This window comes from Carnobacterium pleistocenium FTR1 (assembly GCF_000744285.1).
Taxonomy (GTDB): domain Bacteria; phylum Bacillota; class Bacilli; order Lactobacillales; family Carnobacteriaceae; genus Carnobacterium_B; species Carnobacterium_B pleistocenium.
Genome location: NZ_JQLQ01000002.1, coordinates 166,962 through 188,173, shown reverse-complemented (window position 1 = coordinate 188,173; position 21,212 = coordinate 166,962). Strand labels below are relative to the sequence as shown.

Sequence of the window (21,212 nt, the reverse complement as noted above, 5' to 3'; positions counted from 1 at the left end):
TCCTATTTTTTAAAAAATTTGATTTATCAAATGATTTATCAAACAACTTGATTAAATGATAATTGGCTCTCTTTAGGACTAAACAAATCTTAATCGGGAAGCGCTATCATTTCAACAGACAAAAGATTCTCTTTGTCCGCTTCATTTACTTTTGAGTATGAAGTATAATGAAAAGTAAATGAATGTAGTAGTTAATAGGTTGTCGAAGGGGTCACAAAAAATGAACCAACAAAATACAACGAAAGAGATTATTTCTTATTCTCTCAAACGTCTGTCCAGTGAAAAAGTTGTTGATAAGATATCGATAACGGATATCATGGATCAAACTGATTATCGTCGACAGACTTTTTATGACCATTTTGATGACAAATACGATCTAATCACTTGGATTTTTTCTCATGAAGTTTCTGAATTGATTCAATTGATTATGAATTGGGAAAAATGGGAAGAAGTCTTGTTCCTATTATTGGAATACCTTGAAGAGAATCAAAAATATTACAAAAAGATATTCTCAAATATCAAACTGGATTCCTTTAAAGATTATTTTAGGTATTATATCAAACACGGTATCCAAAACCTCTCGGATGATTATTTTCAATCGCACGTTACTACTGAAAATAACCAAACTTTCATGGAAGCGACGACTGATTTTTACGCTTACGGCTTATCTGAGATGCTCTATCGTTGGGTACTTGAAGACTGTGAGCCGGATAGTAAAAGCTATCATGAGTTGCTTATTCAAGTGATCCACTACAAATTTTAGTTGTAAACGATTTTTGGTTAACGACAATTTTCAACAGCATGAAAATGACTGTTTACTATGCAATCCATTTAAGGGGATAATTACTTATGGCAGAATATATTTTAGCAATTGACCAAGGGACAACCACAACACGCGCAATTATTATTGATCGTCAAGGAAATTACATAAGCACAGCAGCTCAAACTTTTGAACAGAAGATCCCACAGTCCGGCTGGGTCGAACAAGATCCAAACGCTATTTGGCAGTCCGTCCGTGATGTCTTTCTTAAAGTTATCAAACATTCCGGGGTCTCATTCAATCAGATCAAAGCACTGGGCATTACAAATCAACGCGAAACAACTATTGTGTGGGATCGTAAAACTGGTCAGCCTATCTACAATGCAATTGTCTGGAGTTCCAATCAATCATTAGCTATTGTTAATCAGCTTAAACAAGAAAACGTCGAAGCCTCTATCCACGAAAAGACCGGTTTAGTTTTGAGTCCTTATTTTTCTGCTAGTAAAATTCGTTGGATCCTAGATCACCATCCTGGTGCACAAGAAAGAGCAGATCGCGGAGAGTTAGCCTTTGGTACAGTTGATAGTTGGCTCATTTGGAATCTGACCAATGGCAAGTTGCACTGCACCGATCATACAAATGCTTCACGAACAATGTTGTTCAATATCCATACGCTGGAATGGGATCAACAGTTACTTAATCTATTTAACATCCCTGAGAGCATGCTACCTAAAGTTTACCCAAGCTCTCATCTTTATGGAACAACCGATTTAGATTTGTTTGATGGAGCAAACATTCCAATTGCTGGCGTTGCCGGAAACCAACAGGCCGCGTTATTTGGTCAATTAGCTTTTCGATCTGGACAAGTAAAAAGCACTTATGGTCAAGGAACCTTTATCGTGATGAATACCGGTTCTGAACCAAAACTATCTGAACACAAATTACTCACTACAATCGGATACTCATTTGATAACAAAATAACCTACGCTCTTGAAGGTTCGGCTCTTATTTCAGGTAGTGCAATTGAATGGTTAAAAGACGGCTTAAACTTATTTGAATCGATGGATGATTCAGAGTTATTGGCCCTTGAAGCAGCGACGAATTCGGGCGTTTATGTTGTACCTGCCTTTCGAGGAATTGGTTCGCCCTATTGGGATTCAAGCGTAAGAGGAGCTATTCTAGGAATTGATGAATCTACAAGCCATCGGGAAGTTGTTCGAGCAACTTTAGAGTCCCTTGCTTATCAAGTCAGTGACATCATCGAATTAATGGAATTAGATACTGGTATCGACGTAGATATTCTTCATGTCGATGGCGGAGCCGCACAAAATAATCTGTTAATCCAATTTCAAGCAGATATTCTTGGGAAAACTGTTAAACGTATTGAACGTTTAGAGACAACCGGACTAGGGGCTGCATACCTCGCTGGATTAGCGGTTGATTATTGGCGCAATCAAGATGAGCTAACCGCTTTAGTGTCTGCGGATGAACAATTTGAACCCCATATGACTATTAATGAGCGGCAAGATAAGCTGCATGCTTGGCATAGCGCTATCGAAGCGATTCGTTATTATGCTAAATTGCTACATAACTAATCATTGTGTAAGAATTAGAATAAAATATAAGGCGCTATTAATAAATGCATTTATGAATGTTGAAAAATAGACAAAAGATGCTCAGTATTAAATAAAATGGACACTGTGTTAAGGACATTAAAAATAAATTATGAAACAATAAAAGCAGCTTCCTGTTTATTACAGGAAGCTGCTTTTATTAGATTTACCCTATTTTTTTTAAAATCATTAATACAAAAAGGCCCACATACTTTTCTAGTATGTGGGGCACTTTAAATGATCAGTTTTATTTTATCAAGTTTTTTGGTTTTTCCCAAGATAAATCTGTTCCATTTGACGCTATGACCTTGTTGTACCATTCGAATGAATCTTTTTTATAACGATTTAGTGACCCATTTCCTTCGTTATCTCGATCGACATAAATCATGCCGTATCTTTTTTTCATTTCTCCAGTAGTAAAGGAAACTAAATCGATAATTCCCCAAGGAGTATAACCCATTAAATCCACACCATCGTAGTCTACTGCTTTTTGCATTGCTTCAATATGTTTAGTCAGGTACTCTATTCTTTCTGGATCATGAATTTGGTTATCATCTTCTAGTTTATCGATAGCCCCAAAACCATTTTCAACGATAAATAGGGGCAATTGATAACGGTCATACAGACGATTCATCGTATAGCGTAATCCCTCTGGATCAATAGCCCAACCCCAATCACTGGTTTCAATATAAGGGTTGATTACCGCATTCGATAATCCTCCATTGACTACGTTACCTAGATTATCATTCACTACATCCGTCTTAACAACTGTTGACATGTAGTAACTGAATCCAACATAATCTACGGTCCCTTTTTTAAGGATATCTAAATCGCCTTCTTCAATCCCTATCGTATACCCTTCACGTTCAAATTCTTTTAGAGCATAACTTGGGTAATATCCTCTAACGTGAACGTCTGAGAAAAAGAAGCGTTGGTGCATAGCTTCTTCTGCAGCCATAACATCTTTTGGATTACATGAGAAAGGATAAATAGGAACATGTGATATCATACAACCAATTTCAAAATCTGGATTGATTTTCTTCCCAATGATCACGGCTTTAGCACTTGCTAATAATTCATGATGTGCTACTTGATACATGATTTCCTTTGGATTCTCACCTGGTGCTACTGTTACTCCAGAGTTAGTCCACAGAAAAATAGGATTATTTGTATCCATTTGGTTATTGATTTCATTGAATGTCATCCAATATTTCACTTTATCTTGATAACGCTCAAAACAAACTTCTGAAAATTTAGCAAAGTAATCAACCACTTTTCTACTTCTAAATCCACCGTATTCTTTTGCAAGATGTAAAGGCATTTCAAAATGAGACAATGTGATAACTGGTTCGATACCATGAGCTAATAATTCATCAAATACAGCATCATAAAATTTCAAACCTTCTTCATTGGGTATTTCTTCATCTCCATTTGGGAAAATTCTGGTCCAAGAGATAGACGTCCTTAAACACTTCAGTCCCATTTCTGCAAATAAAGCTATATCTTCTTTATAGCGATGGTAAAAATCAATCGCTTCATGGTTAGGATAATATTTATTAGGATCGATCGTTTCTGTGATTTCTCTAGCTACGCCATGGGCTCCTGCTGTCATAACATCAATGACGTCAGGACCTTTCCCACCTTCATTCCATCCGCCTTCAAACTGATGGGCTGCCAAAGCGCCGCCCCATAAAAAATCTTTTTTCATGTATTATTTCCTCCTAAGTTTCTATTTTAAGCATTATACAATGCTAGAATTGGTTCATTACTAATTGAGTCTGGATTTGTTGCTATTGAAATATTCTCATACTCATTAGAGTTGGTAATGACGACCATAGTAACTAATGAAAATCCTTCATCTCTAATAGCATCCATGTCAAATGTGAGCAATAGATCACCCTTTTTCACCTTTTGATTTGATTTTACTGCATAATCAAAGTTTTGACCGTTCATTTTCACCGTATCTAAACCAACATGGATCAACAACTCTATTCCATCATCGGATCTCAAACCAATAGCATGTTTTGAATCTACCAATACTTCAACAGTACCGTCAAAAGGAGCATAGACTTTATTATCTGTTGGTTCAATGGCTACGCCTTTTCCCATTGCTCCAGAAGCAAATACTTCATCTGAAACTTCAGATAATGGCATAATTTTTCCTTTAAGTGGGCTAAAAACTTCAGAGTTTAATAGTTTAGAAACTGGATTACTTTCTTTTAATTCATCACTTTTACTCTTTTCACCAAATCCAAAAATTTGAATCAAAATGATTGGTCCAATAATACCGATCAAAGAACCAATAACGATTCCAATAAATGAACTTGGATTTTCAGAACTAATTCCATTAACAATGGTTAGTAATCCAGGCAAACCTGCGTAAGCATAGTAATAAGGGTTAAAGAAACTTGCTACAACTCCTCCAACTGCTCCAGAAATACATCCGTATATAAACGGTTTTTTGAAACGTAGAGTAACACCATAAATAGCTGGTTCAGTAATTCCAAAAATCCCTGTAACAAATGCAGATAAGGAAATTCCTTTTAATTCTTTATTTTTCGTTTTCAAAAATACACCTAATACAGCACCAACTTGTGAAATTACAGCAATTGTTTGAAAAGCTTGAAAAGAATCTCGGCCGTAGATATTAAAGTTTTCTAAAACTACGGGAGTAATTCCCCAGTGGACTCCGAAAATAACTAACACTTGCCAAAATCCACCAATGATTAAACCAGCCAACGGAGGAGCATACTCAGCAAGGAAATTATAACCATTTGCAATAGTTTGTGCTGCTAGAGATGAAGCAGGTCCAATTAAAATAATTGTTAACGGAACCATAATGACTAAACTTAATAATGGAACCAATAATGGCTTAATGACTTCTGGTATTCTTTTTTCAATAAATCGTTCGAAATAAGATAAAAACCAAACTAGAAGAAGTGGCGGTAAAACAGAAGACGTGTAAATTGTTTGAGATAAAGGAATGGTTAAAAATGAAATTGGTGTCCCACTAGCAATTTGAGATGCTAATTCTGCCCATGTAGGTGATACCAATGCGGCACAACAAGCTACTGCTATATACATATTTGATTTAAAATGCTTTGATGCAGTAATCGCTATAAAAATTGGTAAAAAGGTAAATGGTGCCCAAGAAATAAAACTAAAAACTTGCGCAGTTCCTGTAGCAGCAAAACTTGGAAAAGCTAAATTTACTAATATGAGCATACCTTGTAGAATACCTGCAGCGGCTAAGATATAAATAAAGGGTGCGAATACGGCTGACATAGTTGCAATAATTCGATTTAGAATACTTGTTTTGGGAGCTTCGACAACTTCGGCTTCGTCTATACCGACAAGTTCAGCAAACTCATCATATACATCCCCAACGTGTGTACCAATAACTATTTGAAATTGACCACTATTTTCTACTACTGTAATTACACCGGGCATTTCTGAAATAGTAGCTTTAGCATCTTGTGGAGTTTGCTTTAATACAAGGCGCAACCGTGTAGCACATCTAGTTACCCCAGCAATATTCTCTTTCCCGTTAACCGCTTTCAATATTTCTTTTGAGAGTTTTTCATAATCTCTTACTTTGCTTGTCATATTCCCACTCCTTAGTTATGTCTTCGATTGCGACCTTGTACCCTAACATTGTAATTGTATATGTACAATTTGTCAACACACGAACAAAAAAAATGTGCACAGATACATATTATAAGTTATACTAGAAATATAACTATGAAAAGATGTGGAGATAACTATGCTTAAATACCAAGAAATAGCTTTAAAAATCGAAGAAAAAATCCATCTTGAAAATTTAGAACAAGGAAGTCGATTACCTAGTTTGGGAGAATTAATTACTCATTATCAAGTAAGTAAGAGTACTATTATAAAATCTTTAGCTATTTTAGAAAATCGGGGTATTATTTTTCAAGTTCAAGGAAGTGGGATTTTTGTTAGACAAAGAAAAAGAAAAGGCTACATTAGTTTTATGGAAAATCAAGGTTTCACACGTGACTTAGAAGAATTCCATTTGACTTCCACTGTTTTAAACTTAGAAATCATTTATCCAAATGAAGAGATCATGAATAATTTAAACTGCTTATCTACCGATGAAGTATATCGAGTAAAAAGAATCCGCTACGTTAACGGGCAAACGTTATGTGTTGAAGAATCATTTTACAAAAAAGAAATTGTCCCTTATCTGAATAAAGAGATCGCAAATGATTCTATTTTTGAATACTTGCAAACTGCGTTAAATATTAATATTGGTTTTTCTGATAAGTATTTAAAAGTTGGAAAAATCAATACCGAATTAGCCGCTCAATTGCAACTTCCTAATAAATCACCAGCCTTATTCGTAGAAGAATTATTTTATTTGAATACTGGCGAACCTTTTGATTTTTCTAAAACCATTTACAATTATGAACATTCACAATTTTTCCTTCAAGGAAGTACTTCAAAATAGTATTTCAAAAATTTTTTTTAACTAGAGGTTAAATTGGCTAGAAATAATTCCATAAAAACGAATGTGCACCACCATTGTCGAATTACATCTTTCAGCTTACGGCAGTGTATTTTGTTTTTCATTCGTTAGTGCTAAACATTGAAATGAATATGGCATTAACTAAATAAGACAGCTAGTACTCTATTAGCAAGTACTAGCTGTCTTATTTGATTATGACAAATGATTTAACTAAATTTCAGGTAATGTGGTGTGTGTAAGGAATATTTGTTAGACTGATAAGAGATTAGCTTTCTGGTTTTACAATTCGTGGAAAATAGGTTTCATTTTATCAAAAGTGCAAAAATGTGTATACCCAATACCTTTTAACAGTTTTTTTGATTCTTCGATGTGGAAGCCTAAATGTTTGGGCTTATGACTATCACTACCAATCGTAATAATAGTACCTCCCAGTTCATGATACAATTTTAAAATTTCTATAGAAGGCGTTAAACCATTAATTTCATAACGAACAGAGGATGTGTTTACTTCTATTCCTTTATTGTCTTCTATAACTTTTTTTAGTATCCTCTCTATTTTATCTTTATTATACTCAAACCTGTCTACTTCTTTATCTAAGTAACGTCTCACTAAATCCATATGTGCCAAGACGCTATAATCTTTATACGCAGTAATTAAGTGATACATCTCATCATAATATCTATCATAACTTTCTAGCTGAGTGTGTCCTTTTTGAAATTCGCCTGTCCAAAATTCTTTATTCTCAATTTGATGCACAGACAATAAAATAAAGTCAAAATCATGAGACTGAAAGAGTTTTTCAAATTGAGGAATGGTGTGAACTTGCATACCAAATTCTAGACCTTTTTTCACTTTTATCTTTTCTTCATATTTCTTAGAAAGTTTGTTTAACTCTGAAAAATAAAAATCGTAGTGAACATTTTTTACTTCTTTATTCATCCCCACTTGAAATTTTTCATCTGATTTCCAATCAGGTTTAACTCCATAATCAACATGATCTGTAAAACAAATTTCTTCTAGTCCCAACTGAATAGCATCTTTTACGACATCTTCCATTAAATACCAGGAATCATCACTGTAATCACTATGGACATGATAATCTGCATAAATCATCAAAAAACTCCCTCATCTTATCAATTTTTTCCTATCAGAAAACAACAGCATCTCTTTTCAGATTAACTATGATCGTCATTATTATCAACTATTAAGCGATAATTCCTAATTTTTTGTGCTATTTGCCAGTTTGAGTTCATTCAATCAGCTAGATCTTGTAGCATATTTTCAAAAGAAATACTTTGAGTATCTTCTTTGTGCTTAGTCATAGCTTGATTGTATAAGCCCAAATCAATTTCATCTTCGATTTTTTCAAGAACAGCATTTCTAAATAAAGCTGAACCTGAGATATTATTAGCTTTTGCATATTCTTTAATTAATTGTTCTTCTTGAGCATCAATTCTTAGCGCTAAAACAGTCATTAGACTCAACCCTTCCTTGTTTTCTTACATACATCGTAATACAATCACAGGAAAGATTGCAATTTTCCAGATACGATAGCTTATCGAAATAAAAATTATTTAGTGTATATAAGATTCTATTATTAACTCTTCGGTGTTAAGATGAGTCCAGGTTATTCATAATCATTCTTTTCTTCTTTGGTTGGCAATACATTTTTGAGTGTATTATGAATGGCTTTTCTAGTCACTTAGCTTAGTTTTACAATCATCATAAAATAAGTTTAAACAACATTGCTAAAGGATACAGATCTAATTTGTAGTCCTTTTTAATGTATCCAGGAGGGAATAGCTATGATCAAACTTAAACCCGTTACAACATTAGAAGATGTTCAACTAGTCGTCCAATTAGCAAAAGAAATATGGACTGAGCATTATACTTCTATTATCGGAGCCCAACAAGTTCATTATATGCTCACCAACTTACAGTCTGAAGAAGCTATTTTAAATGACTTGAAGCAAGGGAAAATATACAATTTAATCGAATCAAATCAGCTACTTACTGGGTATATTGGGTATGAATTAATGCATGATGAACTCTTTCTCAGTAAGTTATATTTAAAAGAAGATGAACGCGGCAAAGGTACTGGATATTTTCTTATCAATCAATTAAAAGCTATCGCTCAAAAAGATAAAAAACGCGCTATTGTTTTAACCGTCAATAAAAATAATCACGCTAGTATCGCTGCTTATAAAAAATTCGGCTTTATTTTACTAAAGGAACAATTAGTTGATATCGGAGACGGTTATGTTATGGATGATTATGTTTTCCGTTATCCCCTTTCTACCTAAGATGTATCCAAAAAAATAAATTGAAGAAATGATAGATTAGTAGAACAAGTTCAAAATAAAGAGTTTTCTACTAGTCTTTTCTAATTTCATTAGAGAGGACTAGTATCTTTATTGAACTCAAAAATTAAAAACTCTATAAAGTAAGCGCTTTATGTTATACTGATAAAAGATTCTACTTAAAAATATGCTTCATGGAAGGAAGACCGCAATGACACTAACAGATGTACAGTTAGATTCACACTATCAACTTTTGATTAATGGAGAATGGACTTCTGGTACGGGAGACAAAAAAATCACTGCCTATAATCCATCTAATGGAAAAGCGCTGGCAGATATTGTAAATGCCACTAACGAGGATGTTGACGCTGCAGTTACAGCAGCTCAGGAAGCATTTAAAACGTGGTCTCACACTTCGGTTAAAGAACGTTCCGCATTGCTCCTTGAAATTGCCGATCGTATTGAGGCAGATGCTGATCGTTTTGCTATGATAGAAACCTTGGATAATGGAAAACCGATTCGGGAAACCGCTGGGGCAGATATTCCTCTAGCCATTGATCATTTCCGTTATTTTGCTGGGGTTATCCGTAGTGAAGAAGATACTGTCAAAATGATCAACGATAATACTATGTCGCTTATTATCCGTGAACCACTTGGAGTTGTCGGTCAAATTGTTCCTTGGAACTTTCCTTTCCTAATGGCGGCTTGGAAACTAGCCCCAGTGATTGCAGCAGGAGATACATCTGTCTTTAAACCCTCCTCTACTACTTCTCTAAGTGTGTTAGAGCTCGGGAAAATCTTTAAAGAGGTCTTACCACCAGGAGTGATAAACATCATTACCGGAAGCGGTTCTGGAACTGGAGAATATTTGCAACACCACAAAGGCTTAGATAAACTGGCCTTTACCGGTTCAACTGAGGTAGGACGTCAAATCGGTATCTCAGCAGCAGAAAATCTTATCCCTGCTACTTTGGAATTAGGCGGCAAATCAGCTAACATCTTCTTTGATGATATGGATATGGATCAAGCACTTGAAGGCGTGCAATTAGGCATTCTTTTCAACCAAGGGCAGGTCTGCTCTGCTGGTTCTCGTATTTTTGTTCAAGAGTCCGTCTATGATGAATTCATGGAACGGTTGAAAGAGGAATTTGCTAAAGTAAAAGTAGGCATGCCTTGGGAAGAACAGACAATGATGGGTGCTCAGGTGAACGAAAAACAAATCCAAACCATTGAAGATTATGTCGCTATCGGGAAAGAAGAAGGCGCCAAAGTGATTACTGGAGGAAGCCGCTATGATGAGGGTGATTTGTCACATGGAGCATTCTACAAACCTACGCTACTTGAAGTAACGAATGATATGCGAGTAGCACAAGAAGAAATCTTTGGACCAGTCGGCGCAGTCATTAAATTTAAAGATGCCGATGATGTTATTGCCATGGCCAATGATAATGAATATGGATTAGCAGGTGGCGTTTGGACGTCTAACTTAAATACGGCCTTTAAAGTAGCTCGCGGAATTCGTACTGGACGTGTATGGGTAAATACCTATGCTAATTTTGAAGCTGGAGCACCATTTGGTGGTTACAAAAATTCAGGTATTGGCCGTGAGACGCATAAAATGATTCTCAACGCTTATACACAAACCAAAAATATTTATTTGAATTTAAATGAAGGTCGTCAAGGAATGTATTAATTAATAAATAACTCAAAACACTTAAAGATTCCGATTGACGAGATCTTTAAGTGTTTTATTTTGTTTAAACAGTAACGGTTTGATTAGTTGCGGACAATCTTTTGTAGTGCTACAGTTACAGTAACTTATCCATAGCCAGAGAGGAGTTTTTATATGAAAGCAATTGTAATTGAAGAATTTGGTTCAGCCGAGCAATTAAAAGAGGTGGATATGCCTAAACCTTCGATCAAAGAGCATCAAGTATTGATTGAAGTCCGTGCCTTTTCCATTAATGCTATAGATTGGAAAAGACGTAGCGGGAAAATGGGTGGCAACTTACCTCTTGTTCTTGGCGGGGATGTTGCAGGAATCATTAGTGAGGTCGGCGCAAATGTAACCGATTTAAAAATTGGTGACCGTGTTTTTGCAAATGCTGCTAGAACTTATGCTGAATTTACAAAAGCTCGAGCTGAAGTAACAGTAAAAATTCCTGACAATCTTTCGTTTGAAGAAGCTGCTTCTATTCCTCTAATCGGCCAAACTGCCTGGGAATCTTTAGTGGAGCAAGGACATTTGCAAGCTGGAGACAAAGTATTGATCCATGCAGGCGCAGGTGGAGTGGGTTCATTAGCGATTCAGATTGCCAAACACTTCAATGCCTATGTAGCCGCAACTGCAAGTGAAAAAAACAGAGAATTTTTGATTGCTTTAGGTGTAGATCGTTTTATTGATTATAAAAATGAAGATTTTGAACAAGTACTAACTGATTTCGACTTAGTTCTCGATTTAATTGGAGGAGAAACGCAAGAAAAGAGTTTTTCTGTACTTAAAAAAGGCGGTCGCTTGATTTCTTTAGTTCAAGAACCAGACCAAAAAAAAGCTAATTCTTTAGGTATCACTGGCACACATTTCAGTATGTCTCCTACTGGCGAACGTTTGAAAGAATTAACCGAACTATTAGCTTATGGAGCTATTAAGCCAATAGTTACTCAAACCTATGCCTTCACAGAAGAAGATCTTCGAAAAGCACATGAGCAGATTGAAGCCGGCCATACAAGAGGAAAACTCGTAGTCAAAGTAAATTAATAAACTTTTATAGCGATTCTCGAAAAAAAGCACCCCTTTTTGTCATCATTACATGACAGAAAGGGGTGTTTACTTTAGTTAATTTAATTATTTTTTTCTTCTTCTAGCAATTCTTTTTCAGAACCATAGCCTAAATCATCTAACGTTTCATCCAATTTATCAGCCGGGATCGTTTGATTTCCGGTTGGTTCCGCTGGTGTACCATGAACATTTCCATGTATAGATTCTGATTCGTCGGAACGAGGAGTCTTATGTTCTATACCTGATTTATTGTGGCTCTCTTTCAAGTCTTGAACCTTTTCTGTACCTTTTTCTTTCAACTCTTGCCCTTTTTCCATACTAGTCTCTTTTACATCTGTGAATTTGTCCTTTATGTCCGTCCGTAATTCTTTCCCAGATTTAGGTGCAAGCAATAATCCAGCTAAAACACCTGCTACGGGTAAAATAATTAGTTTAGCTAGTTCCATTCGTTTTACGTTTTCTGGCATTGCTTTCGCGACACCCATAGCAAACTTCTTATTTGTCTCTTTCTTTGATTTAGCTAGATCATGTGGTGATGGAAGATAATCCTTAGCCGTATCAAACGCATCTTGTGCATGATCTTTACTCATATTGATTAATTTTGATACTTTCATTTTATTCGTGCTCCTTTCAATTTTTATTTCCTTATTTTTTTCTCTACCTATGTTACGGATATCTTTGTAAACATCATATAACACAAAAGGCATTGTCCAAAACAAAACGCATTATAAATGAAAGAAAATTTCATATTCTACTATCTTTTAACATTATTTGTTACTAGCTATCTGTGTTAAATTTATGTTGTAAAATTAAACCTACTTTTTTAAGAACAAGTCAAAAAACTTCTAATCAATACAGACATAAATCTGTTTTTTTCAGAAGTTGTTTCTTTTCGACCTTATGAAAGAAGCATTGATTGTTACTTATTTGATGCTTGATCGATAGATTTCTTTACTTTGTTCATATAATTCAATTGCCATTTTCCGTCTATTTTTATGCGAAACAATCGGCCATGGGTAATCTTTACCCATAATCACCCCAAAACTATCTTGTTCATCATCTGATAGCTTTGAAGGATCGTGGATTTTCTCATTATTAATTTTACTTAATTCAGGAATGGCTTGTTTGATATACAATCCCTCTTTATCAAAGCGTTCTGACTGTGTAGTAGGGTTGAATATTCTAAAATAAGGTACGCTATCAGCACCAGTTGAGGATGCCCACTGCCAGCCACCAATATTATTAGCACTGTCATAATCAATAAGTTGTTCTTGAAAATAACGTTCTCCCAATCTCCAATCGATTAATAAGTCTTTCGTTAAAAAAGAAGCTGTTATCATACGTAAGCGATTATGCATCCAACCGGTTTCTTTTAATTGTCTCATAGCTGCATCAACAATTGGGAAACCTGTTTTACCTTCTTTCCAGCAATCAAAGGCTTCTTCATTATTGTCCCATAAGATTTGACCAAAATCAGGATTGATTGCTTCATTTTTCTGATTAGGAAAAGAGGTATAAATCATATTATAAAAGTCTCTCCATGCAAGTTCTTTTATAAATGTTTCTCTGCCTTGAAAACCTTCAGCCTGACTAACCCGATCATAAACGGTTCGTATTGAAATTTCACCATTTCTTAAAAAGTGAGACAAATGACTTGTTGCATCTTGAGATGGATAATCTCTTGCTACATCGTATTTTTGTATATTATTTCCAACGAATGCATCTAAGAATTCTTTCGCAGCAACACTCCCAGTTTGAACAGCTGGCATAAGAGGGTGTTTTTCTATAAACGATTCGAACCTTTTCGCGTCTTCTTTAAATAAAGTACTAGCAATTATTTTCTTTTCATCAAACTCAACTTTAACCATACTTGGTTTGGGAAGCTCTTTCCATTTATTAAAGTAAGGTGTAAATACCTTATAAGAAGTCTGGGTATTTGTTTTTACTTCATGGGCTGAATGGAGATAATGATCATGAAAAGCATGTGTCCTAATACCAAGGTCATATAAAATACTATCTGCAAGTATGTCTCGTTTCAATCCATAACCATTTTCGTCCCTGTTTACATATAAATCTGTCCACTCTGGAAATTTTTTCTTTAGTCTCGTGAAACAGTCTGTTAAATCTCCAAATGCCAGATGAAGTGTCACACCACGATTCTCTAGTGTTTTTCTAAACGTCTCGACACTTTTAAAAAAAGCTGCCTCATTTTTAGAGGTTTCCTTTAAAAATTGTTCGGGATTAACCTGGAATAATAAAATCAATGAATCACTTTCTTCTAATGCTTGTTTGAGTGCAGTATTATCTTCCACTCTCAAATCTCTTCTAAACCACATGACTGCTACCACTTTATCGCTCCTAAATAATTAAAATTAATTGTGCTAAAAATCTGTCCGTTTCTTAGTAAGATTACTTAATACCTAACTTAGATCCATTACTTCTGAAAAATAATAATAAAACTCATTATACTTACTTAATAAAATCAAGAGCAAAGAAGCCGGTTTTAAAGGTTAGTATAGCTGATATATGACCTATCTTAAATAAAAAAGTTATCCTTTTGGGGGGCTTTTTTTTGATGAACTAAATACCTGAATAGATAAACCGCTTGAAATTAAAATTCTCAAAAATGATTCTCTCATCAAAAAAAACTCCTTAGCTATGAATCATCAACCCTGTCTGGATTCATAGCTAAGGAGTAAAAATGGTTAGACATACTTAGTCACATCTTTTTTTATGCATCTATTCAAGATGGTTAGATATTATTACAGTTCTCCAGTAATAAACTGAGCTTTTCCGTATCCAAATGACCAATCTTCATCATTATTTTCTACAATAGAGATAAGAACATCCTTAGGATCGATTTCATTTCTTTCTTTAAGTTTAGCAGTTACAAGTTGATAAAATCTCAACTTGCTTTCTTTTGTTCTCTTACGGCTGACAACAGTAATTGCTATCGCATTTTTTGTTCTTGTAAATCCTAAACCAGTATCCCCTAAAATCATTTCATTTTCTTTATGTTGATTGACAATTTGATACCGATCCCCAGCTGGAACCTCAAAAGCTTCAACAACAGCTTCATGTAAATTGTCTAATAATGATTTTAATTCAGCTGCTTCTTTAAAATCAAATAAATCGATTTTTATTAGTGGCATATTTTTATCTCCTTTATTAATATTCGTTATGTTTAAACACCTTAGTGCCAGACTAACTTAAAAAACAAATAAGTACAAGTATCTTAATGGTTATTTGCTGGTCATGTTCTGGAATAGTTATGCCTAATACATAAAAGATAGATAATATATGCTAAAAAAACGCCCTTTATGAAATTTGTTTTGGTGTACTAATTCAAATAAGAATATGTTAATACTTGAAGTAGCATTTACTTCATCAAGTCCACAATCCACATCAATTGCACTCCATGCCTACAGCACTAAATAAAGATGCCTTCTAACCATTTAGATCAAGGCGTCTATTTACACCTATAAGATATTGTCTGACCATCATTTGAGGCAGTCTATGAAAGAAGAGGTAACTGTTAGGATAACGGGCCAAACAACTAATAATTTAACCACTTGAAGTATAAAAAAGTACTTTGAAAAAGTTGTGTCCAAATAAATTCTTTGAAAATGCTATTAATCTATTTATTTTTTCAATAAATAGGTCCTATCAAAAACGAGCTCAATTTCATATGAACCTATTTGTTGGTTAATATCTTTTTCAATTACGATTAAAAGCTGTTCATTTGTCATTTCGATATTTTCTGGAACGACAACGTCGAATTGGAGTAAAGGTAAATTTTTTTTATTTTCAAGTCTAAAATCATGTAATTGTAAGTTTAGTTGGTAGGAAGTCAATAGTTCCTTAACGAGTTTATATATTTTGTGTTGTTCTTCACTACGAACGGCAATAGGATCCAAGTGACAAACTAAATTAATTTTTAACTCATTTTTAAATTCTTTTTCAATCCCAGTGAGTACTTTATGGGATCGATTTAGCTTCCACCTATCGTCAATTTCAATATGAACAGTTGCAAATTTTTTCTCAGGGCCATAATTATGAATCAGTAAGTCATGGTAGCCAATGATTAATGGCTGATTGTCTAAATGATCCGTTATTAATTTGAGTTCTTCTTCATTTGGACGGTCTCCTAATAAAACATTAATGAATCCGCTAATCATTTGAGCACCGCTGAAAAGAATAAAGATAGCAATTATCACCCCTGTATAACCATCGATTTGCCAGCCGGTAAAATGTTCGATTCCAGCGGATACTAATACGGTAAGTGTTGTATAAACATCGTTAAAGCTGTCTTTTGCACTAGCCAACAATGTTTTAGATTTGATATGTCGAGCTGTTTCTTGATAAAAGTAACCTTGAGCGACTTTGATACCTATAGATAAAATCAAAACTACGAACATTACAGAAGATGTTTGCAAGCTTTCTGGTTGTAAAATACGTTTAATTGACGTTATGAGAAATTGTCCACCCACAAACAAGATAATGAAAGAAATAATCATACCTGTAATGTATTCTGATCGCTGATGACCATAAGGATGTTTTTTATCTGCTGGCTTAGCAGCTATCCGGAATCCAATCAGTGTTAAAACTGAAGAAGCTGAATCTGATAAATTATTCATTGCATCAGCTATAATTGAAACACTGCCTGAAAATAAACCAATCAGCAATTTCATTGCAAATAACAGGAAGTTAGAAAGCAAGCCTACCTTACCCGCTAAAGTACCAAAAGTGTTCCTAATTTCTTTTTCTTCACTTCGATTTTCTACCCATTTAAAAAATCTTTTCATACTTACACTTACCCTCCTAAGAATTTCAAGTTACAATTTTTAGTTAATCAGAATAGTATATCAGTATGCTTATCTAATTAATAGTAGCTACACTATAGTTTTAATAACTATCATGCAATTTCATAACAATAAGTGTCTAGAGTCCATTATAAATCAAGATTTCTTTTACGATTAAAGAGATGACTGTGAAACGGCAGATTCTTTTTTTACTACCTTATTAATGAAGTAGGTTTCTATATAATACATGAATTTTTTTAAAGTCGTGTATATCCTTATTAAATCAAGGGTCTATATACAAGACTTTTTAATTTTCTGATTTGTCAAATTAAGCTAGACAAAATATCTGCCTTTTATACTAGGTCATACAGTTTTTTTTGCTTAATTTAATAAGTAGATCCTAAATGGTTCATAATTTTTAAATGGATTATTTCTTAACAAAACGAAAGAATTTTATTTCACAAAATATTATTTTTAACACATAAAATTACATACATTCGTTTATCTAGAACCTTAGTCTTATAAGGTTCTTTTTCACTTTAAATTAATAAAGTCCGTTTATCTTTGATATACTAAAATTAAAAAAGGTGACATCAAATATGAAACCAGAAAGTAAAATGGATAAATCGATAGGAGAAATATCTGCAAAATGGTCTAATATGTTTTACATAGCTTCGTTACTAATTTTATCAATCTACCAATATGTTAAAACGAGTATCTTAGGAGCTGAATTTATGTTACTTATGATTGGTTTGGTAATATTTTTTCTAACTTACTTTATAAAAATAAAAGGAATAACAAATAAGAATAAAAACTGAATCATATTTTATTTACTTATACATATATGAAATTGTATAGAATCATGTATCGCAAAATAAGAGTTCTAACACTTTTCATTAAAGTGTTAGAACTCTTATTTCATTAGTTTATACGATTTCCAGCGATATTATAGATGGTTTCTTTATCTCTTTTTCCAGTAACAATGACTTGGATCACTTCAAATTCCCCTTGTTCTTTTCTGAAAATAATGTAGAGTCTTATTTTTTTATTTTTCAGTTTATTACACTGAGCTAAAGTGCCATTTAACATGTTGGCAACAAATTAAATTTCTTAATTTGACAAATCAGAGCAACAAAGTTAGTTTATTTATTAATATTCTTTTTAAACTGACTAACCGTTTGACCTGTCCAACTTCTAAAGGCCCTGTTAAAAACATTGCCATCTGAGTAACCAACCAAAAAGGCAACTTCATCGGTTGACATAGACTCATTTTTCAAATAATTTCGTGCTACCAATTCTCTGGTATGATTTAATTGTTTGATGAATGTAGTCTTTTCTACAGCAAGTCTACGTTGAAGCGTCCTTGAGCTTACTCCTAAATCTGTTGCGACATCGTCTACTGTATAGGCACCACCTGGAATTAATTCTATTAATTTATTTCTAACTTTAGCAGCATACGAATCATCTGATTCTAGCTCATCTATTCGTTTCTTCAACTCTGGTTCCAAATATTGCCACATTGTATTATTCGCGGTAAGGAACGGTTCTTGCATATCAGCTAGATCAAACGAAAGCTCATTCTTTTTACCAATATGTGGTTTGACTCCAAAATATTGTTCAAATTCATCACCGTACTCATATAGCGAAGATACTTTTTTAGGTACAATATTCATCCCTGTAGCTTTTCTAAGAATCGCTACTATAAGAACTTGTTCGCTTAGCACCGTAAATCTGGGAATGGGTGTATGGTAATCATCAAACACGAACGCTAACTCAAGTGTACGGCTATGCTTGACTACAGTTAGTGCAAAAGGACCCATCAGTTGCTTATATGTCGCTAATCGTTCAATGCATTTCATACCGTTTCTGGCACACATCGCTGCAAATAAAGGCGGGACAAATAAAACTAGTTCTTCAACATTACTAAGCTTCAAAATATGTTCGTTAGTCGTTACTGTTTCCATGCTATTCATAAATGAAACATATTGTTCTTTATTAATACTGATACCTTCATCATCAATATTTTCGTATGGAATACCCGCTTTTTTAAAAACACGCTCACCATTGACACCGATACTATCCAGAAAATTTTTATAAGATTGATCTACCAAAAAAAAACTCCCCATTACTTCACCTACTCTTATAGTTACATTTGTGATTTAATAATTTTATCAAAAGCTTTATCTGACACCAGTTTTCGAATGAAAATAGCTGGCTTAGCACCCATACCAACAAGATATCTAGTTTTTGGCTTTTTAACTGTTGCTACCTTGACAATTGCTTCTGATACCACTCTAGGATCAGATAGTTGTGTGCCGCTATAATTTTTGCGCATTTTATCTGCCGTTTCTTTTGCGCTCGTTTCGTATACACTATTTTTGGATGTTTTTATCAGATTATCGGCTGAAATAATACCCCAATCAGTTTTAACACCACCGGGTTCAATAACTACAACATCTATGCCAAACTGTGCAGTTTCTAATCTCATACTGTCGCTTAAACCTTCTACAGCAAATTTAGTGGCATGATACCATCCGCCAAAAGGAGTGTAAATCTTACCTCCAATGGATGAAATATTAATAATTCTACCAAATTTATTTTTCCTCATATGTGGCAAGGCTAACTGACTCATTCGTGCAAGACCAAACACATTTACTTCTACTTGTCGTCGAGCTTCTTCCATTGGAACATCTTCTAATGCACCGTATGACCCATAGCCTGCATTATTAACAAGAATATCCAAACTTCCTTCATTATTAATTATCGTTTCTATACTTTTAACCATCGACTCTTCATTCGTGACGTCTAATTCTATAATGTGTATTCCATTATCCTCAAGACTCTTAAGCTTGTCCATTCTTCTAGCGGCTCCATAAACAGTAAAACCCGCATTGTATAAATCAATTGCTGCTGCATAACCGATACCACTACTAGCGCCCGTTACTAATGCTACTTTTTTATTCAATCTTGCACCTCCATAGTTATTTGCTCACGAAGCAATCAAAACGATTTAACTATCTGAGCCATGGTTTAATTATATAGTATTGATCGTTTCATTTTAATTGCCATAAATGACACAAAACGAGCAATTCACGCCACTGGAAGTATTTTCAAGTTACCCTAATGAGCAAGTATTGTCTAACTTAATTTAGAAACTTATTAGAAGAGGGTTCGATATGTGACAAACAGTAAGTTACTATCTATCTATAAGTCAATTTCCAGAAATATATAGCATAAATAAAAAAATTCAATTTCCAAAGGAAGGCTAAATTAAGAATGAAGCTTGGAGAAAATTTAAAAAGGCAGCTTAGAAAACTATCAATCCTAGATAATTCATACTTTTTCTGAAATGCTCTGAAAAAACTGTTTTAGCGCTAGTTTAAGTTGAATTTTTCAACACCCTTTGGGTGTACAAAAAGAACCCCAATCTGTTATGGTTAAATGATTTGAATTAGAAATTACGTTTTTAGACACTCTTTTATTTTTTAAACAAGCACTAAAATAGAGCTTTTAATTAACACATATACGTCTAATAATTTCTTACCTTTTCCTATTTATGTATTTCATGATTTTTGATCCATTTTCACTATTTCGATGAGGTACTACATTTATTTTGTCTCGCATATAAAAAGGCTCTACCTAATAGAACTATTAGGCCGAGCCTTTAGTACTAGAATAGTCTTAAATAATTGTACGAATAATCTTTATCTATCCTTTATTCTTATGATAATTCATCTTCTGTTTTTGGCCATTCCCCATCAACTGTTTGTCGATATTTCAGCATGAAATCTGTTGTCTCTTCAACAGAATTTATGGCGACAGTCACACCTCCAACGTGGCTTGTCTCTAAAGTTATTTCTGTTCATTCACTTAAAATATTCTTCTTGATTGCACGCCTCTGGTATTTCTTCTTTTAATACCCATTGTCGTCCATATTATTATCCATATCTCCTGGTTCATTCATCATTTGAGAATCGGAACTATTTTCAGCGGCTGGAATACTGGATTGTCCACTTGTATCAATGGACTCTTGATTTTCATTATCTTGAGGTGAGCAAGCTGCTAGCAGAGCTAAAGAGGATAAGGTTATCATTCCAGTAACGATTTTCTTTTTATTCATAATATACCTTCCTTCCTTTGTTTGCGTTTGTGAAATTATACTTAGAGTTTAACTTTTTTAAACCGAAAAATCAAAGAATCAACTTTCTAAAAAGAATTCATTCAAATTAATTTTATTTTTGATAAGAATTAAGAAAGCAAATGACTAGATTGGAAAACACCTTACGAAGCGTTTAGGGAAAAGGTGTTGCATTTAATACTATAATTCATCCTTTAAAAAATAATATATGAACATGTATCCATGACCTTACTAAAAAAGGGTTCTTTTTTTATATCGGTCTTTAGCACATGATTGTGTGGCAGAACAAACTAAAATATATATACTCTACACCATTTGAAAATCCTTTAGC

Annotated in this window: 17 protein-coding genes; 6 read left to right on the top strand and 11 right to left on the bottom strand. The window is 34.0% G+C overall.

Translation table 11 applies throughout. The annotated features are described in order from the left end of the window. Positions 1-220: 220 nt before the first annotated feature. Together dhaS and glpK are read left to right on the top strand one after the other, a co-directional pair. Positions 221-763 carry a dihydroxyacetone kinase transcriptional activator DhaS gene (gene dhaS / locus BP17_RS13000; protein ID WP_051910401.1) on the top strand — a complete coding sequence of 181 codons (543 nt, stop codon included), beginning with the start codon at positions 221-223 and terminating at the stop codon, positions 761-763. Between the two features lie 86 nt (positions 764-849). After that, positions 850-2,355, top strand: coding sequence for a glycerol kinase GlpK (gene glpK, locus BP17_RS01045; protein WP_035051045.1), 1,506 nt, complete (start codon positions 850-852; stop codon positions 2,353-2,355). 265 nt (positions 2,356-2,620) lie between these two features. Here glpK and BP17_RS01040 read toward each other — a convergent pair whose 3' ends face one another. Both BP17_RS01040 and BP17_RS01035 read right to left on the bottom strand, forming a co-directional pair. Further along, positions 2,621-4,081 (bottom strand): 6-phospho-beta-glucosidase, encoded by a 1,461-nt coding sequence (locus tag BP17_RS01040; RefSeq protein WP_035051044.1) that lies wholly within the window; start codon positions 4,079-4,081, stop codon positions 2,621-2,623. 26 nt (positions 4,082-4,107) lie between these two features. Beyond that, the gene (locus BP17_RS01035) at positions 4,108-5,979 is read right to left on the bottom strand and encodes a beta-glucoside-specific PTS transporter subunit IIABC (protein ID WP_035051043.1); all 1,872 of its coding nucleotides are present in this window, start codon (positions 5,977-5,979) and stop codon (positions 4,108-4,110) included. 157 nt (positions 5,980-6,136) lie between these two features. Between BP17_RS01035 and BP17_RS01030 the strand changes: the two genes are divergently transcribed. Continuing rightward, positions 6,137-6,844 carry a GntR family transcriptional regulator gene (locus BP17_RS01030; protein ID WP_035051041.1) on the top strand — a complete coding sequence of 236 codons (708 nt, stop codon included), beginning with the start codon at positions 6,137-6,139 and terminating at the stop codon, positions 6,842-6,844. A 297-nt stretch (positions 6,845-7,141) separates the two neighbouring features. Here the strand turns inward: BP17_RS01030 and BP17_RS01025 are convergent, their stop codons facing one another. Further along, on the bottom strand, positions 7,142-7,975 hold the full coding sequence (locus BP17_RS01025) for a histidinol-phosphatase HisJ family protein (RefSeq protein ID WP_035051040.1): 834 nt from the start codon (positions 7,973-7,975) through the stop codon (positions 7,142-7,144). Between the two features lie 140 nt (positions 7,976-8,115). After that, entirely contained in the window at positions 8,116-8,337 is a 222-nt protein-coding gene (gene relB / locus BP17_RS01020) for a type II toxin-antitoxin system RelB family antitoxin (protein ID WP_035051039.1), read from the bottom strand. A gap of 330 nt (positions 8,338-8,667) precedes the next feature. Between relB and BP17_RS01015 the strand changes: the two genes are divergently transcribed. The 3 genes from BP17_RS01015 (at position 8,668) to BP17_RS01005 (ending at position 11,920) form a co-directional block, all read left to right on the top strand. Continuing rightward, entirely contained in the window at positions 8,668-9,165 is a 498-nt protein-coding gene (locus BP17_RS01015; protein ID WP_035051038.1) for a GNAT family N-acetyltransferase, read from the top strand. Between the two features lie 208 nt (positions 9,166-9,373). Beyond that, complete coding sequence (locus BP17_RS01010) at positions 9,374-10,855, top strand: aldehyde dehydrogenase family protein (protein ID WP_035051037.1); 1,482 nt, start codon at positions 9,374-9,376, stop codon at positions 10,853-10,855. A gap of 153 nt (positions 10,856-11,008) precedes the next feature. Beyond that, the gene (locus BP17_RS01005) at positions 11,009-11,920 is read left to right on the top strand and encodes an NADP-dependent oxidoreductase (protein WP_035051036.1); all 912 of its coding nucleotides are present in this window, start codon (positions 11,009-11,011) and stop codon (positions 11,918-11,920) included. An 83-nt stretch (positions 11,921-12,003) separates the two neighbouring features. On the opposite strand, the gene BP17_RS01000 is transcribed toward BP17_RS01005, so the two are convergent. The 7 genes from BP17_RS01000 to BP17_RS00965 all read right to left on the bottom strand — a co-directional run bounded on the left by BP17_RS01000 (position 12,004) and on the right by BP17_RS00965 (position 20,863). Continuing rightward, positions 12,004-12,555: a YtxH domain-containing protein gene (locus BP17_RS01000; RefSeq protein WP_084676216.1), complete on the bottom strand. Its 552-nt coding sequence runs from the start codon at positions 12,553-12,555 to the stop codon at positions 12,004-12,006. 309 nt (positions 12,556-12,864) lie between these two features. Next, the gene (locus BP17_RS00995; RefSeq protein WP_035051034.1) at positions 12,865-14,289 is read right to left on the bottom strand and encodes a cryptochrome/photolyase family protein; all 1,425 of its coding nucleotides are present in this window, start codon (positions 14,287-14,289) and stop codon (positions 12,865-12,867) included. Positions 14,290-14,703: 414 nt separating this feature from the next. Continuing rightward, positions 14,704-15,093, bottom strand: a complete 390-nt coding sequence (locus BP17_RS00990) for a tautomerase family protein (RefSeq protein WP_035051033.1) — start codon at positions 15,091-15,093, stop codon at positions 14,704-14,706. Between the two features lie 489 nt (positions 15,094-15,582). Continuing rightward, on the bottom strand, positions 15,583-16,746 hold the full coding sequence (locus BP17_RS00985; protein ID WP_035051032.1) for a cation diffusion facilitator family transporter: 1,164 nt from the start codon (positions 16,744-16,746) through the stop codon (positions 15,583-15,585). Between the two features lie 1,139 nt (positions 16,747-17,885). After that, on the bottom strand, positions 17,886-18,869 hold the full coding sequence (locus tag BP17_RS00975) for an AraC family transcriptional regulator (RefSeq protein WP_035051030.1): 984 nt from the start codon (positions 18,867-18,869) through the stop codon (positions 17,886-17,888). Positions 18,870-18,889: 20 nt separating this feature from the next. Continuing rightward, the gene (locus tag BP17_RS00970) at positions 18,890-19,708 is read right to left on the bottom strand and encodes an oxidoreductase (RefSeq protein ID WP_035051029.1); all 819 of its coding nucleotides are present in this window, start codon (positions 19,706-19,708) and stop codon (positions 18,890-18,892) included. Positions 19,709-20,656: 948 nt separating this feature from the next. Next, positions 20,657-20,863 carry a hypothetical protein gene (locus BP17_RS00965; RefSeq protein ID WP_035051028.1) on the bottom strand — a complete coding sequence of 69 codons (207 nt, stop codon included), beginning with the start codon at positions 20,861-20,863 and terminating at the stop codon, positions 20,657-20,659. Between the last annotated feature and the right edge of the window lie 349 nt (positions 20,864-21,212).

Excerpts from the sequence above, each read along its gene's own strand:
- dhaS (WP_051910401.1), top strand. The coding sequence starts at position 221 with ATGAACCAACAAAATACAACGAAAGAGATTATTTCTTATTCTCTCAAA.
- glpK (WP_035051045.1), top strand. The coding sequence starts at position 850 with ATGGCAGAATATATTTTAGCAATTGACCAAGGGACAACCACAACACGC.
- BP17_RS01040 (WP_035051044.1), bottom strand. The coding sequence starts at position 4,081 with ATGAAAAAAGATTTTTTATGGGGCGGCGCTTTGGCAGCCCATCAGTTT.
- BP17_RS01035 (WP_035051043.1), bottom strand. The coding sequence starts at position 5,979 with ATGACAAGCAAAGTAAGAGATTATGAAAAACTCTCAAAAGAAATATTG.
- BP17_RS01030 (WP_035051041.1), top strand. The coding sequence starts at position 6,137 with ATGCTTAAATACCAAGAAATAGCTTTAAAAATCGAAGAAAAAATCCAT.
- BP17_RS01025 (WP_035051040.1), bottom strand. The coding sequence starts at position 7,975 with ATGATTTATGCAGATTATCATGTCCATAGTGATTACAGTGATGATTCC.
- relB (WP_035051039.1), bottom strand. The coding sequence starts at position 8,337 with ATGACTGTTTTAGCGCTAAGAATTGATGCTCAAGAAGAACAATTAATT.
- BP17_RS01015 (WP_035051038.1), top strand. The coding sequence starts at position 8,668 with ATGATCAAACTTAAACCCGTTACAACATTAGAAGATGTTCAACTAGTC.
- BP17_RS01010 (WP_035051037.1), top strand. The coding sequence starts at position 9,374 with ATGACACTAACAGATGTACAGTTAGATTCACACTATCAACTTTTGATT.
- BP17_RS01005 (WP_035051036.1), top strand. The coding sequence starts at position 11,009 with ATGAAAGCAATTGTAATTGAAGAATTTGGTTCAGCCGAGCAATTAAAA.
- BP17_RS01000 (WP_084676216.1), bottom strand. The coding sequence starts at position 12,555 with ATGAAAGTATCAAAATTAATCAATATGAGTAAAGATCATGCACAAGAT.
- BP17_RS00990 (WP_035051033.1), bottom strand. The coding sequence starts at position 15,093 with ATGCCACTAATAAAAATCGATTTATTTGATTTTAAAGAAGCAGCTGAA.
- BP17_RS00985 (WP_035051032.1), bottom strand. The coding sequence starts at position 16,746 with ATGAAAAGATTTTTTAAATGGGTAGAAAATCGAAGTGAAGAAAAAGAA.
- BP17_RS00975 (WP_035051030.1), bottom strand. The coding sequence starts at position 18,869 with ATGGGGAGTTTTTTTTTGGTAGATCAATCTTATAAAAATTTTCTGGAT.
- BP17_RS00965 (WP_035051028.1), bottom strand. The coding sequence starts at position 20,863 with ATGAATAAAAAGAAAATCGTTACTGGAATGATAACCTTATCCTCTTTA.